This is a genomic window from Paraburkholderia sp. Tr-20389, assembly GCF_017104565.1.
Lineage (GTDB): Bacteria > Pseudomonadota > Gammaproteobacteria > Burkholderiales > Burkholderiaceae > Paraburkholderia.
This window is the reverse complement of the sequence record NZ_JAAGPD010000041.1, coordinates 59,520-79,568: the sequence shown is the minus strand read 5'-3', so window position 1 is coordinate 79,568 and position 20,049 is coordinate 59,520. Positions and strand designations below refer to the sequence as shown.

The window sequence follows — 20,049 nt, the reverse complement described above, 5'->3', positions numbered from 1 at the left end:
CGGGCGCGGGCGGAATGTTCTAAACTGGCGATTCTAAAGCACATCACCCACATGACGCGCCGTCAGTACGCGGCGTCCAAGCCGATTCTGCATGACCCGATCCGATTCCTCCCACGCTGCCGATCCCGCCGCGAATCAAGCCGCGAAGACTGATGTGAGCGCAGCCGTCGTCGAAGACTTCGACCCGAAAAAAGTGCTGCGCCAGTTGCCGCACATGCCCGGCGTCTATCGATACTACGACGCACAGGGTGCCGTGCTGTACGTGGGCAAGGCGCGCGATCTGAAGAAGCGCGTGTCGAGCTACTTCACGAAGACGCTGCTGTCGCCGCGTATCGCGATGATGGTCACGCGTATCGCGAAGATTGAGACGACGGTCACGCGTTCGGAAGCGGAAGCGCTGTTGCTTGAGAACAATCTGATCAAGGCTTTGGCGCCGCGTTACAACATCCTGTTTCGCGACGACAAGTCATATCCGTATCTCAAGCTGACGGGCCATCAGTTTCCGCGCATGGCCTATTACCGAGGTTCGGTCGACAAGAAGAATCAGTACTTCGGACCGTTCCCAAGCGCGTGGGCCGTGCGTGAGAGCATTCAGATCCTGCAGCGCGTGTTCCAGTTGCGCACCTGCGAAGACTCGGTGTTCAACAACCGGACGCGCCCGTGTCTGTTGCATCAGATCGGACGATGCACGGCGCCCTGCGTGGGCGCCGTCACCGAAGAGGACTACGCGCGCGACGTTTCCAATGCTTCGCGCTTCCTGCTCGGACGTCAGTCGGAAGTGATGAAAGAGCTCGAGCAGAAGATGCACGCATTCGCCAGCGAACTGAAGTTCGAGCAGGCGGCAGCGGTGCGCAATCAGATGAGTTCGTTGTCGACGGTGCTGCATCAGCAGGCGATCGAAGTCGGTGGCGACAGCGATGTCGATATCCTCGCTGTCGTCGCGCTCGGCGGACGCGTGTGCGTGAATCTCGCGATGGTGCGCGGTGGCCGGCATCTCGGCGACAAGGCTTATTTTCCGACGCATGTCGAGAGCGCATTGACAGCGGACGAGGGCGGTCTCGACGACGGCGATGAGCCGGTTCTGGCAGAGTCTGCATCGGTGATCGATGTCGAGGCGGAACTGGGCGAAGAGTCCGATGAAGCGCTGAGCGTCGACGAAACCGTTTCGGATGAAAGCGAGGCCGAAGAACTCGCTGAGGACGCAGGCAAGAAGCCGCGTCGCTCACACGGCATTGAATCCGAAGTGCTCGAAGCGTTCATCGCGCAGCATTACCTGGGCAATCGCGTGCCGCCCGTGCTCGTGGTCAGCCATGCGCCCGCGAGCCGCGAACTCGTCGATCTGCTGATCGAGCAGGCCGGGCACAAGGTCACGCTGCTGCGGCAGCCGCAAGGGCAGAAGCGTGCGTGGCTTGCGATGGCCGAGCAGAACGCGAAAATCGCGCTCGCGCGGCTGCTGTCCGAACAAGGTTCGCAGCAGTCGCGCACGCGCTCGCTTGCCGACACGCTATCGATGGAATGCGAAGACCTCGCGCATCTGCGCATCGAATGCTTCGATATCAGCCATACGATGGGCGAGGCGACGCAGGCGTCGTGCGTCGTGTTTCATCATCACAAGATGCAGTCGTCGGAATACCGGCGCTACAACATCACGGGCATCACGCCCGGCGACGACTACGCGGCGATGCGCCAGGTGCTCACGCGCCGCTACGAGAAGATGGTCGCTCAGGCCGCGGCGAACGCGAACGACGAAGCGGCCGAATTGCAGCCCGAAGCGGCCGCCGATCCCACTGCGGCGTCCGAAGGGGCGGAACCTGCCGCCGCGGGTGGGCAACTGCCGAACATCGTGTTGATCGACGGCGGCAAAGGGCAGGTCGAGATCGCGCGCCAGGTGTTCAATGAACTCGGGCTGGATCTCGGTATGCTCGTCGGTGTCGCGAAGGGCGAGGGCCGCAAGGTCGGTCTGGAAACGCTCGTGTTCGCGGACGGCCGGCCGTCGCTCGAACTCGGGAAGGAAAGTGCGGCGCTGATGCTCGTCGCGCAGATCCGCGATGAAGCACACCGCTTCGCAATCACGGGGATGCGCGCCAAGCGCGGCAAAACCCGGCAGACGTCGCGGCTCGAGGAACTGGAAGGCGTCGGCGCGAAGCGGCGTCAGCGGCTGCTTGCGCGCTTCGGCGGCTTGCGCGGCGTGGTGGCGGCGAGCATCGACGATCTCGCGAGTGTCGAAGGCATCTCGCGCGCGCTCGCGGAACAGATTTACCGTCAGCTGCATTGACATCGGCCCGGGCCGCATCACGCCCGGCGCGAGACCGAGGCCGCCCGTGCGCCCGCGCCGGGGCGTTGCTTGTGGCGCGCCGGGTGAACCGGCACAATTGCATCTCTTATCTCAGAACGTAACGCCAGCCCCATGCCGTTTAATTTTCCGATCTTCCTGACGTGGCTGCGGATAGTGTTGATTCCGCTCGTGGTGGGCGTGTTCTATCTGCCGGACATGATGCTGAGTCCGATGCACCGTAATCTGGCCGCGGCGACGATCTTCATCCTCGCTGCGCTGACCGACTGGTTCGATGGCTTTCTCGCGCGCAAATGGAATCAGACGTCGGCGTTCGGCGCGTTCCTCGACCCCGTCGCCGACAAGCTGATGGTGACGGCCGCGCTGCTCGTGCTGGTGCAACTGTCGCGTCTGGATTCGGCGATCGCGCTGGTGATCGTCGGCCGGGAGATCGCGATTTCGGCGCTGCGCGAATGGATGGCGCAGATCGGCGCATCGAAGAGCGTCGCCGTGAACTCGCTCGGCAAGTTCAAGACGGCCTGCCAGATGACGGCGATTCCGATGCTGTTGTTCTATGGTCCGCTGTCGTTCGGCGCGTTTTCGATCGACACCCGCGTGTGGGGTTTGTGGCTCATCTATCTCGCTGCGTTCCTCACGATCTGGTCGATGCTTTACTACATGAAGCTCGCGTGGCCGCAGATCCGCGAGCGCGGCGGAATGGCGTAATTGAAGCGCGACGAGAGACGCCACCAGAATTTTCAATCTCTCGTACAAAAAGAGTTGACACGATTCCGCGCCTTCTACATAATCTCGTTTCTCCGGTGCACGCGCTAACAAACAGCGCGAAACACTAGAGAAAACAGCAGCAAAATGCGGGAGTAGCTCAGTTGGTAGAGCGCAACCTTGCCAAGGTTGAGGTCGCGAGTTCGAGACTCGTCTCCCGCTCCAGATTTGAAAGCAGCGTTTTGCGGCAAGCAGTCAGCAGGGCGTTGCAGTAGCAGTAAGTTGCAGATTTACGCGGGAGTAGCTCAGTTGGTAGAGCGCAACCTTGCCAAGGTTGAGGTCGCGAGTTCGAGACTCGTCTCCCGCTCCAAACACAGGGGGAAGCCAAGCTTCCCTTTTTGTTTGATGCTTCGTAAGAAGTGTTGAGCATGATCGGCCCTAGTGTCGGGCTTGATGAAGAAAAAATCTGCGAGCCGTTGCAGACGCAACTGAGTACGGTTCCGCAGTCCGCTTGTGGCGCGATAGCAAAGCGGTTATGCAGCGGCCTGCAAAGCCGTTTAGACCGGTTCGACTCCGGTTCGCGCCTCCAGAAGCAAAGAAAAGCCCCGAGATTTCGGGGCTTTTCTTTTTTCAGCGCGTGATTTTGCGTGTAGCGCACTGCGTGCAGTCGGCTGTATGAAAAGGGTATCTCGCAGTCTGTCCATCGTCCGATCGTCACGGCATAATCGACTGCCTCGCCAACCTGTTCACCCAACGTCATGACCGAGCGGCAACGTATGCAAAGCAAAACGACTTCTCCTGACGACTGGCGCTGGAAGGCCTTCAACGACCTGACGAACGTCGAGGTCTACGACATGCTCGCCGCACGCGCAGCCGTGTTCATCATCGAGCAGAACTGTCTCTATGACGATGTCGACGGTCTCGATACCGGTGCATGGCATCTGCTCGCGTACGGCGACCACGCGCCCGGCGCACGCGCGCCGCTAGCGGGTTATCTCCGCGTGTTGTTGCCCGACGGCGAGGACACCGACATCCGCATCGGCCGTGTGCTGACGACAGCCGAATTCCGCGGACGTGGCTTGGGCCGCGCGATGCTGGAGCAGGTTCTGGGTCACATCCATGCGCAGTGGCCGGCAACGCCGATTCGTTTGCACGCGCAGGCGCATCTGCAGGCGTTCTATGGCGCGTTCGGTTTCGAGCCGGTGTCGGACGTGCACGAAGAAGACGGCATCCCGCATATCTGGATGCGTTCCGCCTGACGCACGCAGCGTCTCAATGCTGATTGACGTGCAGCGCGCTCGATGACGTTCGCGTGCGAGCAGACGCGGTGACGTCCGCCTGTTTTTCATCGCGCAGTCGCGCTCGCGCGGAGAGTCTCATCCAGTGACGCAGCGCGAGCACCGCGCCGATCACGCTCATCATCGAACCGGGAATCCATAGCAACAGTCCGCCGATCTGCTGATCGCGCATCGGGCTGAGCCAGGTGAAGGCGCGCCCGCAGATCGAATACACGGGATACAGCTCGCGCGGCGAGAAGAAGATGAACGCGCCGAGCACGATCTGCGGCGGAATAGCCGCGACGACCAGCAACACGCGGCGACCCGGCGCGAGCCGCGCGGGCGGTGCAGGCCGCGGATCGAGCACGAGCCACCAGAACATCAGGCCGTCGACCACCATGCTCCAGTTCATTACGCGATACAGCCGCCAGTCGAGCATCGCGACGAAGTGAACCGGCGAGAGCAGCCAGAAATAGATCAGTCCAACGAACAGAACGACGGCGACGACGGGATGAAACAGAACGTCGAGCGTCGCCCGCATGCCGCGCGTCTGCATTGCGGGACGCAGGAAGCGTTGCCGCCACGCGAATGGAATGCCCGCGCGCATCGCTGCGCCCGGATATGACAGCACGATGAAGAACGGTCCGAGATGATGCAGCACCAGATGCTGCGCACGATGCATGAAGAACTCATGCTCGAAGAAATAGTCGAGCCGCGTATGCAGCGCGACATAGAGTGCTACCAGCCCGAACCAGAACGACAGTTGCCGCGCCCCCGATACGTTCGCCTTGCGCACGCCGCGTGCGAACAGCACGGCGGCGAGCAGCATCGCGATCACGACAGTCGGCGACGGCTCCCAGGGTTCGAGCCAGTAGAGCGGGTTCATCGCGGGTAAAGGATCGGATTCATCGCGGATGGAGGCGCAAGTTCGCCTGGCGCTACTTCGCCGCGGCCGGCGACTTCACGACGAACGGGGCATCGAGCGTCTCGCCGTCCGAGAACTGCAGCTTCAGATGAACCGTATCGCCGGGTGCGATCTTATGCTTCGCGTCTTCGAGCATCACGTGATAACCACCCGGCGCAATCGAAGCCTGCCCATGCGCGGGCACAGTCAGCTTGTCGACCATCACCATCTTTTGCGTCGATCCGTTCGACACCGTTTGATGCAGCATCGCGCTACCGTAGTCGGCGCTCGATACGTCGACGAGGTCGATCGGCTTGTCGCTCGAATTCGCGAGCGTGACGTAGGCCGCGGCGGGCAGATTGTTCGGCAGCCAGCGAACCCATGCGTTCTGCACGGCGATGGCCTGCTTGCTGTCGGCGGCGTGCGCGGCCATGCTGCCCGTCGCGACGAAGGCGAAAGCGGCGGCGCAAACCAGCGTGTGAAGCGTCGAAAGCGTTTTGAGTTGTTGTGTCATGGTGAACCTGTGAGAAATCAGGAGGGGTCTTCAATGATACGGCGCACGTCCCTGGCGATGACGTCGGGCGTGTCGTGATCCGTGGCGAGCAGGCGGGCGTGATTGCGCGCATCGAAGATGTAGACGGCCGAACTATGCGTCACTTCGTAATTGCCGTGCGGATCGCGCTGCTCCATCTGATACGCGACTCGATAGTGCCGCGCCATCCGCTCGATCTGCGCATCGGTGCCTGTCAGGCCTCTCGCATGCTGCGCATCGAATGCAGCGACATAGTCGTGCAGGGCCTTCGGGGTGTCGCGCGCAGGATCGACGCTGACGAACAGGATGCGCACCTTCTGCGCGTCGGGTCCGAGCTTGTCGATGACCTGCATCAGACGCCCCATCGTTTCCGGACATACATCCGGGCAATGCGTGTAGCCGAAGTAGACCAGCGACGCGCGCCCTTTGAGCGTATCCGCTGCGATTGGCCGCCCGTCGTCGCCCGTCAGCGTGAAATCGAGGTCGGGCAGGTGGCCGCTGACGTCCGTGAGCTGCCACGGCTCGCCCCGCTGCGAGCATCCCGCGCTGCCGAGCGCCGCGCACAGCGCGATGCCCAGCGCCGCGAGGCGCAGCCGCATGGGCGCTTGTGGGGCGAGGGAGGGCAAGTGGAACACCCGTGCTTTAGGGAACAAAGGCAGTTTCGACGACTCGATTCAGAACAGAACGCAAACTACGCGCCGCGATGGATAAGACTCGATGGCGCGCAGCGTTATTCCACGGCTGGCGCCGTTGCGACTCTATCGCAATTTGCGACGCGTCGTTGTACCGTGGGCCTGCGAAGCGGAAGGCGAGTCAATATGCCGCGGAGCGTTGAAAGGCGGCTGTAGCCGGATCGTGCGGAGTTTGCAGTGCATTCCGCCGATCGACGGCCCGGAACGCCCGCCCGTGCTGCGTGAAAACTTACTTTCTCGAAAAAACGACCGATGCGCGGTAAGATGCGCACACTTTTCCGGCCGGAAGCGGCTGAGAGGCAACGTACACCGATGCAAGCACTTCCCGCTTTTCTGTCTCCCACGGAGACCGCATTTTTCTTCGATTTCGACGGTACGCTCGTCGATCTGGCACCGACACCCGACGGCGTGCTCGTGCAGCCCGAGGCAATCGCTCTTCTCACCGAATTGCGGCGTCTGACGAACGGCGCAGTGGCGATCGTGTCGGGGCGGGGCATCGACAGCATCGACCAGTTTCTCGGCATGCCCGATCTGCCCATCGCGGGCTTGCATGGCGCCGAGCGGCGCGACGCGAACGGCGACACGCAGCGCATCGGCTTCAACGACGAGCGCCTGCTGCGCATGGAGCAGGTGCTCGCGGACATCGTCAATGCGAACCCGGGCATGCTGCTCGAAATCAAGGGCGCGGCGCTCGCGCTGCACTATCGGAATGCGTCCGACCGCGAGCCGGTAGCGCGCGAAGCGACGACCCGTCTGGTCGCCGACTATCCGGATGCATATGTGCTGCAGCCGGGCAAGATGGTCTACGAAATCAAGCCGAAGGATGTCGATAAAGGCCGCGCACTGCGCGCGTTTCTCGACGAGCCGCCATTTACGGGCCGCACGCCCATCTTCGCCGGCGACGATCTCACCGACGAAAAAGGCTTCGCGGTCGTCAACGACCACGGCGGCCTGTCGATCAAGGTCGGCAGCGGCGATACGATCGCGCGCTCGCGCATCGGCTCCGTGAGCGCGCTGCTCGCGTGGCTGTCGGAAATCGTCGCGGCGGCCCGCAGCGCATGACGACGACTATTCGTCCGCGCCTCGCCCTCACTCAGCACGGAAATCACGCCACATGAGCCGATTGATCATCGTATCCAACCGCGTTGCGCCGATCTCGGAAGGCGGCCCGGCGGCGGGCGGTCTCGCCGTCGGCGTGTACGACGCATTGAAGGAAACGGGCGGCATGTGGTTCGGCTGGAGCGGCGACGTGCTCGGCTCCGGCCAGCCGCAGATCAAGCTCGAAGAGCGCGGCCCGGTGACGTTCGCGACCATCGGCCTCGTGCGCCGCGACTATGACCAGTACTACCGCGGCTTTTCGAACGCGACGCTGTGGCCCGCATTCCACTATCGGCCGGATCTGCTGCAGTTCGACCGGCACGATTTCGAAGGGTATTGCCGCGTGAACACGTGGCTCGCGCAACAGCTCGTGCCGCTGCTGCGCGACGACGACGTGATCTGGGTTCATGACTATCACCTGATTCCGTTCGCGCAGGCGTTGCGCGCAGCGGGCGTGAAGAACCGCATCGGCTTCTTCCTGCATATTCCGTTTCCGGCGGCGCAGGTGCTGCTGGCCGTGCCGCCGCATCGCGCATTGGTCGAAGCGCTCTGCTCGTTCGATCTGCTCGGTTTCCAGACGAAGCCCGATCTGCGCGCGTTCTGCGACTACATCGTCAACGAGGCGGATGGATCGGTGGAAGCACAGGCGCCGGGGCAGCGCGCCGCGCCGACTGTCGTGCGGGCGTTCGGGCGCACGCTGCGCGCGGCCGCGTATCCGATCGGCGTGTATCCCGACGAGATCGCCGAGCTGGCGAAAGCGGGCGAGGGCGACAAGCCAGTGCGCACGATCGAGGCGACGCTGCACGCGCGCAAGCTGATCATGAGCGTGGACCGGCTCGATTACTCGAAGGGGCTGGTCGAGCGTTTCCGCGCATTCGAGCGGCTGCTGGAGCACTCCCCTTCGTATCGCGACAAGGTGTCGTTCCTGCAGATCGCGCCGCCGACGCGTTCCGATCTGCACGCGTATCAGGAGATTCGCCTGCAGCTGGAAGGCGAATCGGGGCGCATCAACGGGCGCTTCGCGGAACTCGACTGGACGCCGATCCGCTACATTCACCGGCAATACGAGCGGCCCGTGCTCGCGGCGCTGTTCCGCACGGCGCACGTCGGCTACGTGACGCCGCTGCGCGACGGGATGAATCTCGTCGCGAAGGAATATGTGTCGGCTCAAGACCCGGAAGATCCCGGCGTGCTGGTGCTGTCGCGCTTCGCGGGCGCCGCGCAGGAGCTGACGGGCGCGCTGATCGTCAATCCCGTCGATATCGACGGCATGGCCGATGCGCTCGGCACGGCGCTGTCGATGCCGCTCGCCGAACGCAAGGCGCGCTACGTCGACATGATGGGGCAGCTGCGCGAGAACAACGTGTCGGTGTGGCGCGACAACTTCATGCGCGACTTGCAGCAGATGCCGGATCCGTCCGCGCAGTCGATCAGGGAAACGGCGGAAGGGTGACGTCCCGCATCGCGCGCAGATAAAAAAAGCCGCTTCGATTCGAAGCGGCTTTTTGCATTGCGTGCCCGTCCTTCCAGATGGGCGCGGGGTGGATCACGCGACGTGCTGTTCGTCCAGCTTCTTGCCGCCGACGTGCAGCGTCGAATGCTTGCCGAACTGCTTGGCGAGCAGGTCGCGATAAAGGCCCGGACGGTTGCGCAATTCTTCGGGGCTGCCGTCGTCGATCACCTTACCCGCGCTCATCACGATGATCCGGTCGAAGTTGTGCAGCGTCGACAGGCGGTGCGCGATTGCGATCACCGTGCGGCCGACCATCAGCCGGTCGAGGGCCTTCTGGATCGCTTCTTCGGACGCGCTGTCGAGCGCGGAGGTTGCTTCGTCGAGCAGCAGGATCGGCGCGTTCTTGAGGATCGCGCGTGCAATCGCGATACGCTGCCGCTGGCCGCCCGACAGCTTCACGCCGCGATCGCCGACGATCGTGTCGAAGCCTTCCGGCATCGCTTCGATGAAGTCTGTGCAGCGGGCATCGCGCGCAGCGGCGAGCACTTCGTCGCGCGTTGCTTCAGGACGCCCGTAGGCAATGTTCTCGTAGACGGTACGGTGCAGCAGCGAGATGTCTTGCGGCACGAGCGCGATGGTATGGCGCAGGCTGTCCTGCGTGATGCCGCTGATTTCCTGGCCGTCGATCAGGATGCTTCCGCCCTGCGTTTCGTAGAAGCGTTGCAGCAGCGCGAGCACGGTCGATTTGCCCGCGCCCGACTTGCCGATCAGGCCGACGCGCTGGCCGGCGGGGATGTCGAGATCGAAGTGATCGAGGATCGGGCGGCGCTTCGGATACGCGAAGGTGACCTTGTCGAAAGTCACACGGCCGCCTTGCGGCACGAGTTCCGTTGCGTCGTTGCGGTCGGGCATGCCGTGCGGCTCGAGCAGCGTCTTCACGGCTTCGGCGAGGCGCGCGATGTGCTGCGTGACGTCGACCAGCGCGACGGCCAGATCGCGCGTGCCATGCAGGATCGTGAAGCCGAGCGAGCTGACGAGCACGATGTCGCCCGAGGTCGCCTTGCCTTGATCCCACAGCCACAGCGCCCAGCCGAGCAGACCCGCCGACAGCAGCGCCGTGATGACGGCATGCAGCAGGCGCAGCTTTTCGAGGTACAGCAGGCTCTGCTGACGCGCGACCATTTCCGACTTCACGGTCGCGCTGAAACGCTTCTGCTCGCGGAACGTCATGCCGAATGCGCGCACGAGGCCCATGTTGCCGATCACGTCGACCAGCTCGCCGTCGACAGCGGCCGCCCTGGTCGCGAAGTTGTGGTGACGCGCGGACCCGCGTCCCGCGAGCTTGAACAGCACGACGGAAAGAATCGCCGAGCAGGTCAGCAGGCCGAGCGCCATCAGCGGATTCACGGTAACGATCATCACGATCGCGCCTGCGACCGCGATACAGGGCGGCAGCACGTTCCACGCAGTCGTGTTCTCGGCCGTGTAGACGGCGTTCGAGGTCGCCGTGATCCGGCTCGCCAGCGTGCCGGGCTGTTTTTCCGCGTAATAGGTCGGCGAATGGCCCGTCAGATACTGAAACAGGTCCTTGCGCAGATCGCCTGTGACGACCACGAACGTATGCGCGGCCACCCACCCGCCGACGCGCCACAGCAGATTGTCGGCGGCAATCAGGCCGACGAGGATCGCGAACGCGCCCCACAGCGGCCCCGGATGATGACGGCCTGCGCCCAGCACGTCGATCAGGTGCTTGATCGCGTACTGTGAAGCGAGTGCACAGCCCACGGCCGCGAATACGCTGCACAGCACGATCAGATGAGCGACCGGGTGGCGGCGGATAAAGCGGAAGAGGAACGCAAGCGGCCGGTTCGCATAGCTCGCGAGCTTTGCGTTATGGGCGTTTCGCTGGGCAATGGTCAGATGTTCCAATTGTTCGTGTGAGATCGGTCGGTTTGAGACGGTCTGAATCGGGTTCAGGTCGTGCAACGGTTGTGCCTGGGAACGGCCCGTAACACCAGCGTAGGACTCGCATTGTAAACATGCAAAAGCCATTTCGCATGGCGGGACGGCCAAAGAGGGCGCGATTATTTTCGCGACACGATACCGGTAAGCTTTCCCACGCTTGGCCCGCATCGGGCCGAGTGGTTCACGCCAAAGACGTGCATTTTCGGGATATAATTACAGATTGCATACGCAGCCGGCGCAATGGAGACCGACAGATCGGTGCTTACATGCGCAGTCAGGTTCTCGGACTGTCGACAATCGGCTCCTGGCGCCAGCGCCGATGCAGGGCTCCCAATGTAGAACGCCTTGAGAAAACAAGGGTTTGCAGAGTGTTTCGCGTTTGTAACAACGTAAAGACTTTGAAATGTCGGAGCGGGTCCGCCAGGTAGGCATTGATAATGCGTGCTCGGTCGCGTCAGGAAATATCTGACAGTTTGTCAACGTTCGTTCATCCGCCGCGTTTACGGCATGAGCACAGTCTTTGACAGTGACCCAAGCTGGTGTCTTACCAAGCGATCCATCGCAGGAATTTCTCGAAAGAATCAGGCTCGTGCCGGTGCGGCCTCAAGCTGCATGCCGAACCGAGCGCCCTGGCGAGCAAGCGAAGTCGCTTTTTCCAAACTGCAGTCTTTTTGCCTGATTTTTTACGAGGAGTTTTCCATTATGCGAATCGCTCAAATCGCTCCCTTGCACGAGGCGGTTCCTCCCAAGCTCTACGGCGGCACGGAACGCGTCGTGTCGTACCTGACGGAAGCGCTGGTTGAGCTGGGACACGACGTGACCCTCTTTGCGAGTGGCGATTCGCAAACCTCGGCGAAACTCGAAGCATTCTGGCCGCAGGCGCTGCGTCTGGATCCGACCATCCGTGACGTGATGGCGCCGCACATGCTGCTGCTCGAAGAAGTGCGCCGCCGTGCGGACGAATTCGACGTGCTGCATTTCCACATCGACTACTACCCGTTCTCGCTGTTTGCGCGCCAGCCGGTGCCGTTCCTGACGACCATGCACGGCCGTCTCGATCTGCCCGAACTGCAGCCCGTGTTCAACACGTTCAGCGACGTGCCCGTCGTGTCGATCTCGGACAACCAGCGCCAGCCGCTGCTGCAGGCCAACTGGCTGTCGACGGTGTATCACGGTCTGCCGGAAAACGTGCTCACGCCGATCCCCAACGTCGAGCCGGGTTACCTCGCATTCCTCGGCCGCGTCTCGCCGGAGAAGGGCCTTGACCGCGCGATCCGCATCGCCGGCCAGGCAGGCATGAAGCTGAAGGTCGCCGCGAAGATCGACAAGGCTGACCGCGCGTATTACGAAGAAGTGATCAAGCCGCTGATGGCGCTGCCGCACGTCGAGTACATCGGCGAAATCGGCGAAGCCGAAAAGCGTGAGTTCCTCGGCAACGCGCACGCACTGGTGTTCCCGATCGACTGGCCGGAACCCTTCGGTCTGGTGATGATCGAGGCGATGGCTTGCGGCACGCCCGTGATCGCGTTCAAGCGCGGTTCGGTGCCGGAAGTGATCGAGAACGGCGTGTCGGGCTTCGTCGTCGAAGACGAAATCAGCGCGGTCGCAGCGCTGAAGCGTCTGGACCAACTGCCGCGCGCAAAGGTGCGCAAGGCGTTCGAAGAGCGCTTCTCGTCGAAGGTGATGGCGCAGAACTATCTGAACGTGTACGAAGAAATGCTGCGCGCGAAGCGCCGCACGGTGCTGCGCGAAGTCAACGCAGGCTGATCGTCTTCGTCGAAGACTGCGCCGTCCCGGCGCGGTCTCCACGATGTCCGGACAACGCCCCGCATGTGTCGAACATGCGGGGCGTTGTTGCATTTGCGCCGCACGTCGACGCGAATGGCGCGCGGAATGTGGCGAAAGTGTGCGTTCGCGGTCCGGCAACCATGAGACGAATCCGTAATATCCCTATAATGGCCGTGCCGCAAATCCGGCGCAGCCGGTCGATATGAGGAGATTGCTTTGGCGAGAACGAAACAGACGCGTGCGAGCGCGGCGCCCGGCGCCGGCACGTTGTTCGCGCTGCGCGCCATCGGCCTCGTGATCCTGGCTCGCTGGCTCTTCTCGATGGGGGAGATGGAGCCGTTGACGGCGCTGCGGGCGATGGCCTCGTCGCCGTGGGCGTGCATCAACCTCGTTTTCCTGTTTCTGCTGATCTTTCTTCCGGGCGCAAAAGCGCGTGCCGAACGCCCGTTTCATCCGCTGCCTCAGTGGCTGCGTCAGGCGTTGCGTCTGTTTGCTTTCCTCGGTCTGCTGTTCGCGGTCTGGTCGGTAGGGGCGTTCGCGTGGGCGGCCGGCTGGCGGCGCGCCTTCAATGCGGTTGCGGCGACGAACGGCTGGCTGATCGCTGCGCCCGCGCTGTATGCGATCGTCGTGTGGATCTGCCGGCCGCGCGCGCTCTGGCGCACGAACACTGCTGCGCGCCGCTTTGCGATCGGCCGCTTTGCCATTTCAATCGATGCCGTCACGCGCACGGCTGTCGTCTGGGCCGAAAGCCGCAAGCTCGGCCAGTACGATGCGCGCGAGCTGTCGCTGCGCTGGCAGGACGGGGCGCAACGTGCGACGGGTATGGCGCGCGCCGCGCATGCCGTCGATCTGTCGGGCGCCCAGCCCGCCACCGTGCCGCCCATATCGAACGGTCACGCGACGCTCGAACGCGCGGGCGTCGGTGGTTTGATGCGGCGTCCGAAGGTCGAGCTGATGTGGGATTCGCCCGCCGCAGCCGGCCACAACCGGCAGACGGTGTTCAGGACGCCGCTTTCGACGGAAGGCGATCGCGTCGCCGCGCGGGCGCTCGACGCGAATCTGCGCCAGGCCTGAGCTTTCCGCGGGCGCCGCGCCCGCCAGTCTCGCTTCGCTGCGACACACCCAACGCTTTCATCGCTCATGGAGGAGTCCATGCTGATTCGCTTGTTGTTGGCCGCCGTTCATCTGCTCGGTTACGGTTTTGCGCTCGCGGCGATTATCGGGCGCACACGCGGGTTGCGGCGACTGACCGGTCCCGCCGATCTGCCGCGCGTGTTTCTCGCCGACAACGTGTGGGGCATCACGGCCGTCGTTCTGATCGTCACGGGCCTGATGCGCGTGTTCGGTGGCTTCGAGAAGGGCGCCGGCTACTACCTGCACGAGCCGCTCTTTCATCTCAAGATGACGGCGCTCGTGCTGATCCTGATCCTCGAAGTCGCGCCGATGATGTCGCTGATTCGCTGGCGCGTCGCCGTCAGAAATGGCGAGGCGCCGGATCTTTCGCGCGTGGGCCGGTTCGCGCGCATCGGACACTGGCAGTCGATTCTGCTCGTCGTGATGGTGTTCGCCGCGTCGGGCATGGCGCGCGGAATCGGCGCGGGCGCGCCGTAAGCGCCGGCTGGCGGCTTGGCGGCAAGCTCAGCGCGAGCGTTTTGCTTTCAACGCGGGCTGATGCGGCACCACTGCCACGCGAGCACGCCTTTGCCGATTCCCGCTTCATACGGCTTGCACGAGCCTGCGTCGAAGCTGAATCCGGCGCGCTCGAATGTGGCGGCGGCATCGGCGGCCAACTGGCGGTTGCGGGCGGCGAGGTCGATGCGGTCATCGTCGCGCAGGCCGAGCCGGCACTGTTCCGACGCGTCGCGCGGACCTTCGAGCGCGGCATGCAGATGCAGCTTCGACACCGCCCAGTGCAACGCATTGCAGCCGCGCGTCGAGTGCGTGAGTCCGAGCGTCGCCGCGACGTCGTTGATGCCGTTGACGTTGTCCTCGCGCCAGTTGTGCGCGCCGTCGATCAGCGCGAACGACGGACCGCCGCGTTCGCGCACGAGCGTCACGATGCGCGCACGAAACGCATCGCTCGCAGGGAAGCTGCTGTCGATCTGCGTGAACGCGACCGTGTCGGGAAAGCGCGTCGCGATCCACGCCCAGCCCGACGTCACGCTCTTGATCACAACCGTCGTCCGCGCCGGCTGCTCCAGTGGCGGAAGCTGCGTGTGATAGAGCGGATCGGCCCAGCCTTCGTGTCCCCACGTGCGCGCGCCGCCCGTCACGACGACAGCCGTCGCGGCGATCAGCAGCCATGCCGATGCACGTCGTGCGATACGCGCGGGCAACAGCCGGTCGAGCAGCAGAACGAGCACCATCGGCGCGAGCACCTCGATGGGCACGATGTAGCGATAGATGCTGAAGAGCTTCATCCACACGACGAAGCCCAGCGCGACGAACAGCACCACGAGCCTTTGCTTCGGTTCGAGACCTGCGGACCGCTGGCCTTTGATGCGCAGCGTGATGCGTACGAGCGCCCACCACACGAGCACGACGTAGACGATCGGCCAGATGATCTGCCTGATGGGCGTTTCGCCGACGCGCTTCGAATCCGCGGCGATGATGAACGGCCACAGCAGCGTCTCCACGACGTTGCGCGGCAACCAGCGCATATCGCCTTGCGCGCCGGAGGTCGTCAGTGGGTTCGGAAAGAATTTGCCGAACTGCGGATACAGCGGATTGCCGAACTGCTGCCACAGATGCAGCATCCAGAACCCCGTCGTCGTGCCCATGCCGACCAGCACGCCGATGCCGAACAGGAACGCGATGCGCGCACGCGCGACCAGCGTGCCGGGATAGCTCAGAAGACTCAGGCACAGCGCGACGGCGAACACGGCGTTCGTCAGCTTGAGGCCCGTCGCCAAGCCGACGAGCAGGCCGCTCGCAATCGCTGCGGCAAATGCGCCGGCCGTGCGCGTACCCAGGCGGCGCCAGTTCGACAGCGCGACGAGCAGGCCGCCGAGCACGAGCAGCGCCGTCGTGTCGTCGCCCATCGAATTGCCGAGGCCCGACAGGAAGTTCGCTGTGAGGCACCCGGCCGCGGCGATCAGTACGGGCAGACGGTAGCGTTCTTCGCTGATCGAGGACGGCCACACTTCACGCGCGATCGCTACGATCAGCACGAACGTCAAGCCATGCAGCACGCCCAGCAAAAAGCCGACGACGCGTGACGGCAGATGCGTATTCAACAGATACAGCGCGGTATCGAGCAGCGGATTGAAATACGTTTGCATGCCCGCCGGCGCGAGATCCGTCTGCAGCTTGCCGTGCAGCCACGCAAACGGGTTGTACAGGTGATAGTTGTACAGATCCCAGTTCGCGTCGGCGCCGAGCAGCAGCGAATACAGCCCGAACAGCAGCGGCACGATCACGCACGCGACTGCCATCGCGCGAGGCGAGCGTAGATCGACGATGCGCGCGCGTGTCGCGGGCGACGCTCCATCTGCCTGGAGATCCGGGTTCACGGGGCGAGCGGTCATGAGCGGGCCTTGAAGACCCACAGTTTCGCGCTGACGAAGTTGACCGTCATGCCCGCCAGCGATCCGATCGCGACGGCGATGAGCGGCAGCAACGCGCTCTTGGGCAGCAGCAGGATTGTCGCGCTATACGCCGCGTAGTTGACGGCGCCGCCGCCGAGCATGGCGAACAGGTAATGCCACCACTCGGCCCACGCCGATTTGTTGCTGCCTTCGACGAACGTGAAGCGGCGATTGATCTGCCATGTCGACCAGACGGCCGCGATGAACGACACCGCGCGGCCGACGAAATAGCCGGCGCCGAGTGCAAGCATGCCGTACAGCACGCTTGCATCGACGACGAGGCCGACTACGCCGGCAATCGCGAAGCGCAGCAGTTCGCGCTTCATTCGACGGACCGTTCTGTGACCGACGCTGCCGTTGCCGCTCCGCATTGCGTGCCGGGCGCGGGAACGGCGAGATACGCGAGACGCTTCACTTCGGCACGGCCATGCGTGACGGTATCGAGGATCACGCCGCACACAAGGAACAGCGCCGCGAAGATCATCAGCCCGGCGCACAGCACGGCCGTCGGAAAGCGCGGTACGAGGCCCGTTTCGAAGTACGTTTCGAACAGCGGCACGGCAAGCACGATCGACGCGAGCGCGCACAGCACCGTGCCGATCGAAAAGAACGCGAGCGGCCGTTCGGCGCGGAACAGCTTCACGATCATGCCGAGAATGCGGAAGCCGTCGCGATAAGTGTTCAGCTTGCTGACGGAGCCTTCGGGGCGAGACTTGTAGCGCGTCGCGACTTCGGCGACGGGCATGCGAAGTTCGAGCGCGTGGACGGTGAGTTCCGTTTCCGTCTCGAAGCCTTTCGCGTGCGCGGGGAACGACTTCACATAGCGGCGCGAGAACACGCGATAACCCGACAGCATGTCGGTAAACGTGCGGCCGAAGATCGACGCGACGAAGCGAGTCAGCATCACGTTGCCGAAGCGATGGCCGAGACGATAGGCTTCCTGTTCTTCCGTGTGACGGGTCGCGACGACCATGTCGAGCGCGTCCTCGACCAGACGCTCGATCATCTGCGGCGCAACTGCGGCGTCGTAGGTGTCGTCGCCGTCGACGAGCACATACACGTCGGCGTCGATATCCGCGAACATCCGCCGGATCACATTGCCCTTGCCCTGATACACGACCTGGCGCACGACGGCACCGGCTTCGCGCGCGATGCCGCTCGTGTCATCCGTCGAGTTGTTGTCGAACACGTAGATGTCCGCGCCCGGCAGTGCCGCGCGAAAATCCCGCACGACGGAGCGGACAGTCGCTGCCTCGTTGTAGCAGGGAACGAGGACGGCTAGACGAAGCGAATCGGAGAGCGGCATCGGCGGAGTGATGGATGTTGATGAGTGACGTATTTCGCGTGTTTCGCGCGCGGCGGCCGGGTGCGCAAAGCGCGGCTATTTTATCGCACGTATCTGGCGCGCTTTCATCGTTGCATGGTGAGGTCGACCAGAACTCGCTGCCAGGTGGGCGAGCCAACGGTGAAACGAACGGAAAGCAAAACGGAAAAGAAAAAGGCCCGGGCGTTTCCGTCCGGGCCTTCTTTTCTTCGAATTTGGTGGGTAGTACTGGGATCGAACCAGTGACCCCTGCCGTGTGAAGGCAGTGCTCTACCGCTGAGCTAACCACCCGAAGAGCTGTGCATTATGTCAGGACTTTCAGAGTTCGACAAGCACTTTTTTAAGCAATTTGCGCATCGGCTGTTGCGGACGCATCTTCCGCGGCCGGTTGCGTGCGCCACACGCTTGTTCCCTTCAGCGATTTGTCGAGACCATCGAGCAATGCTTCATGCTCGGCGAGTTCGTCACCCGTTGCAGCGAGCACGACGAGTTCGAGCGTGTCGAGCTTCACGCGCTTCGTGCCGCCGGCTTCGTCCGCTGCCGCCTCGCCGAGCATGTCGATCACGAGGCTTTCCTGGCCGCGTGTCATCGCGAGGTAGACCTCGGCGAGCAGTTCCGAGTCGAGCAGTGCGCCGTGCAGCGTGCGGTGCGCGTTGCTGATGCCGAAGCGGTCGCACAGCGCGTCGAGCGAATTGCGCTTGCCCGGGAACATCGACTTCGCGCGCACGAGCGTGTCGATCACCTCGCCGCAATGCTTCGAGAAGGGCGGCAGGCCAAGCAGCGCGAACTCGGCGTCGAGAAAGCCGATGTCGAAGGGCGCGTTGTGAATGATGAGTTCCGCGTCCTGGATGAAGTCGCGCAGTGTGTCGGCGATCTCGGCGAACTTGGGCTTGTCTCTCAGGAATTCCGTCGTCAGGCCGTGGACGGCCAGTGCGCCCGGATCGCTGTCGCGCTCCGGGTTCACGTAGAAGTGCAGGTTGTTGCCCGTCAGCCGGCGATTCACCAGTTCGACGCAGCCGATTTCGATGATGCGGTCGCCTGTTCTCGCATTCAGTCCTGTCGTTTCCGTATCGAGGATGATTTGACGCATGTCGGTGTTGCCTGCCTGTGTTGATGCGTGAAAAGAATAGGTTGCTTCGTTCGGAGTGAGCTGCTGGCGCCCGATCAGAGATCCGCCAGTGAAGCCACGCCGCGATTGGCGAGCGCATCCGCGCGCTCGTTTTCCGGATGGCCCGCGTGACCCTTGACCCAGCGCCACTCGAGCTGATGCTGCTGCGTGAGCGCGTCGAGCCGTTTCCAGAGGTCGGCGTTTTTCACGGGCGCCTTCGCCGCCGTCACCCAGCCTTTTTTCTTCCAGCCGTGAATCCATTCGCTGATGCCTTTCTGCACGTATTGCGAATCGGTGTGCACGACCGCCTTGCACGGACGCTTCAGCGCCTCGAGCGCGGCGATCACGGCCATCAGCTCCATTCTGTTGTTGGTCGTGTTCGCTTCGCCGCCGAACAGTTCCTTTTCCTGCGTGCCGTAGCGCAATAGCGCGCCCCAGCCGCCCGGGCCCGGGTTGCCCTTGCAGGCGCCGTCGGTGAAGATTTCGATCAGATCAGAACTCATTGGGTCTTGTTACGGGTGTTGGGTGTGGCGGCGGGCGCGAGGCCGGCGGCCAGCACGGGCTTCTTCACTTTCAGCGGACCGACGAGACGCATGCCGCGCACGCGCTTGATCGCCGTGACCATATAGACGGCGCCGAAAATCGGCCACCAGCGGTCACCGGCTGCTTCCATGAACTGATAACGCGACAGCCATTTTTCGCCGACGAGGGGCGGACGATAGCAGCCGAAGCGTCCGCGTTCAAGGTCGAAGCCGAGCAGCTTGATCCAGTCTTTCAGACGGGTGAAGGCGATCAGGTCATGCGCGGCGGGCACGAACGGACGTCCCGCGACCTTGCCGACCGACTGCCGCGCGCCCCACAGCGACAGCGAATTGAAGCCGATGATGATCAGCTGGCCTTCGGGCATCAGCACGCGCTCGGCTTCGCGCAACAGCCGGTGAGGGTCGCGCGTGAATTCGAGCGTGTGGGGCATCACGAGCAGATCGACGCTTTGCGCCTCGAACGGCAGGTCGAGCAGGTCGCACCAGACGGCGCTGCGCCCGGCGGGCGCGTGACGTTCGGGCAGGCCGCCCGCGATGCCGCGCGGAAATGTGTACGGCGCGCTCGCGCCGCTCTCGGCGTCGAGCACGAGGCCGCGGCACGGCATGCGGTTTTCGCGCAGCGCGTCGAGTTGCGGCAGGCCGAGCTGCAGCGCGTGATAGCCGAAGACGTCGGACACGACGCGGTCGAGCTGCGCCTGCTCCCACTCCAGCACATAGCGTCCGGGCGGGGAGGTGGTCCAGGCAGGCCAGTCTATAATCGATCGGTCAGACATGTTAAAGAATG

Annotated in this window: 18 protein-coding genes and 4 tRNA genes; 11 read left to right on the top strand and 11 right to left on the bottom strand. The window is 63.5% G+C overall.

The window, feature by feature from the left end; genetic code table 11:
• Positions 1–91: 91 nt before the first annotated feature.
• The 6 genes from uvrC to G3N95_RS30760 all read left to right on the top strand — a co-directional run bounded on the left by uvrC (position 92) and on the right by G3N95_RS30760 (position 4,254).
• Positions 92–2,275 carry an excinuclease ABC subunit UvrC gene (uvrC, locus tag G3N95_RS30785; RefSeq protein ID WP_205973870.1) on the top strand — a complete coding sequence of 728 codons (2,184 nt, stop codon included), beginning with the start codon at positions 92–94 and terminating at the stop codon, positions 2,273–2,275.
• A 132-nt stretch (positions 2,276–2,407) separates the two neighbouring features.
• Positions 2,408–2,998, top strand: a complete 591-nt coding sequence (pgsA, locus tag G3N95_RS30780; RefSeq protein WP_012400260.1) for a CDP-diacylglycerol--glycerol-3-phosphate 3-phosphatidyltransferase — start codon at positions 2,408–2,410, stop codon at positions 2,996–2,998.
• Between the two features lie 146 nt (positions 2,999–3,144).
• Positions 3,145–3,220: transfer RNA gene (locus G3N95_RS30775), tRNA-Gly, on the top strand.
• Between the two features lie 69 nt (positions 3,221–3,289).
• Positions 3,290–3,365 (top strand) — tRNA-Gly (locus G3N95_RS30770).
• Between the two features lie 145 nt (positions 3,366–3,510).
• A tRNA-Cys gene (locus G3N95_RS30765) sits at positions 3,511–3,584 on the top strand.
• Between the two features lie 187 nt (positions 3,585–3,771).
• A complete protein-coding gene (locus tag G3N95_RS30760; RefSeq protein ID WP_241019043.1) occupies positions 3,772–4,254 on the top strand; it encodes a GNAT family N-acetyltransferase in 483 nt (160 codons plus the stop codon).
• Positions 4,255–4,267: 13 nt separating this feature from the next.
• Here G3N95_RS30760 and G3N95_RS30755 read toward each other — a convergent pair whose 3' ends face one another.
• The 3 genes from G3N95_RS30755 to G3N95_RS30745 are packed head-to-tail and all read right to left on the bottom strand — an operon-like array spanning position 4,268 to position 6,307.
• Positions 4,268–5,158, bottom strand: coding sequence for a cytochrome c oxidase assembly protein (locus tag G3N95_RS30755; protein ID WP_205973868.1), 891 nt, complete (start codon positions 5,156–5,158; stop codon positions 4,268–4,270).
• A gap of 52 nt (positions 5,159–5,210) precedes the next feature.
• Positions 5,211–5,690 carry a copper chaperone PCu(A)C gene (locus tag G3N95_RS30750; protein ID WP_205973867.1) on the bottom strand — a complete coding sequence of 160 codons (480 nt, stop codon included), beginning with the start codon at positions 5,688–5,690 and terminating at the stop codon, positions 5,211–5,213.
• Between the two features lie 17 nt (positions 5,691–5,707).
• The gene (locus tag G3N95_RS30745; protein ID WP_205973866.1) at positions 5,708–6,307 is read right to left on the bottom strand and encodes an SCO family protein; all 600 of its coding nucleotides are present in this window, start codon (positions 6,305–6,307) and stop codon (positions 5,708–5,710) included.
• A gap of 405 nt (positions 6,308–6,712) precedes the next feature.
• On the opposite strand from G3N95_RS30745, the gene otsB reads away from it, so the two are divergent.
• Positions 6,713–7,462, top strand: a complete 750-nt coding sequence (otsB, locus tag G3N95_RS30740) for a trehalose-phosphatase (RefSeq protein ID WP_205973865.1) — start codon at positions 6,713–6,715, stop codon at positions 7,460–7,462.
• 52 nt (positions 7,463–7,514) lie between these two features.
• Entirely contained in the window at positions 7,515–8,951 is a 1,437-nt protein-coding gene (otsA, locus tag G3N95_RS30735; RefSeq protein WP_205973864.1) for an alpha,alpha-trehalose-phosphate synthase (UDP-forming), read from the top strand.
• 93 nt (positions 8,952–9,044) lie between these two features.
• Here otsA and G3N95_RS30730 read toward each other — a convergent pair whose 3' ends face one another.
• Complete coding sequence (locus G3N95_RS30730) at positions 9,045–10,880, bottom strand: ABC transporter ATP-binding protein (RefSeq protein WP_205973863.1); 1,836 nt, start codon at positions 10,878–10,880, stop codon at positions 9,045–9,047.
• 738 nt (positions 10,881–11,618) lie between these two features.
• Between G3N95_RS30730 and G3N95_RS30725 the strand changes: the two genes are divergently transcribed.
• The 3 genes from G3N95_RS30725 (at position 11,619) to G3N95_RS30715 (ending at position 14,315) form a co-directional block, all read left to right on the top strand.
• Positions 11,619–12,683, top strand: a complete 1,065-nt coding sequence (locus G3N95_RS30725) for a glycosyltransferase family 4 protein (RefSeq protein WP_205973862.1) — start codon at positions 11,619–11,621, stop codon at positions 12,681–12,683.
• A 237-nt stretch (positions 12,684–12,920) separates the two neighbouring features.
• Positions 12,921–13,778 (top strand): hypothetical protein, encoded by an 858-nt coding sequence (locus tag G3N95_RS30720; RefSeq protein WP_205973861.1) that lies wholly within the window; start codon positions 12,921–12,923, stop codon positions 13,776–13,778.
• A gap of 78 nt (positions 13,779–13,856) precedes the next feature.
• Entirely contained in the window at positions 13,857–14,315 is a 459-nt protein-coding gene (locus G3N95_RS30715) for a DUF2214 family protein (protein WP_205973860.1), read from the top strand.
• Positions 14,316–14,362: 47 nt separating this feature from the next.
• Here G3N95_RS30715 and G3N95_RS30710 read toward each other — a convergent pair whose 3' ends face one another.
• From G3N95_RS30710 to G3N95_RS30680, 7 genes are all read right to left on the bottom strand, one after another.
• On the bottom strand, positions 14,363–16,231 hold the full coding sequence (locus tag G3N95_RS30710) for a glycosyltransferase 87 family protein (RefSeq protein WP_205973859.1): 1,869 nt from the start codon (positions 16,229–16,231) through the stop codon (positions 14,363–14,365).
• Positions 16,228–16,617, bottom strand: a complete 390-nt coding sequence (locus G3N95_RS30705; protein WP_205973858.1) for a GtrA family protein — start codon at positions 16,615–16,617, stop codon at positions 16,228–16,230. The genes G3N95_RS30710 and G3N95_RS30705 overlap by 4 nt, the downstream gene beginning before the upstream one ends.
• The gene (locus G3N95_RS30700) at positions 16,614–17,597 is read right to left on the bottom strand and encodes a glycosyltransferase family 2 protein (protein ID WP_205973857.1); all 984 of its coding nucleotides are present in this window, start codon (positions 17,595–17,597) and stop codon (positions 16,614–16,616) included. The genes G3N95_RS30705 and G3N95_RS30700 overlap by 4 nt, the downstream gene beginning before the upstream one ends.
• A 234-nt stretch (positions 17,598–17,831) precedes the next feature.
• A tRNA-Val gene (locus tag G3N95_RS30695) sits at positions 17,832–17,906 on the bottom strand.
• 49 nt (positions 17,907–17,955) lie between these two features.
• A complete protein-coding gene (gene dnaQ, locus G3N95_RS30690) occupies positions 17,956–18,705 on the bottom strand; it encodes a DNA polymerase III subunit epsilon (protein ID WP_205973856.1) in 750 nt (249 codons plus the stop codon).
• Positions 18,706–18,779: 74 nt separating this feature from the next.
• Positions 18,780–19,226, bottom strand: a complete 447-nt coding sequence (rnhA, locus tag G3N95_RS30685; RefSeq protein ID WP_205973855.1) for a ribonuclease HI — start codon at positions 19,224–19,226, stop codon at positions 18,780–18,782.
• On the bottom strand, positions 19,223–20,038 hold the full coding sequence (locus G3N95_RS30680; RefSeq protein WP_205973854.1) for a class I SAM-dependent methyltransferase: 816 nt from the start codon (positions 20,036–20,038) through the stop codon (positions 19,223–19,225). Before G3N95_RS30680 ends, rnhA begins: the two co-directional genes overlap by 4 nt.
• Between the last annotated feature and the right edge of the window lie 11 nt (positions 20,039–20,049).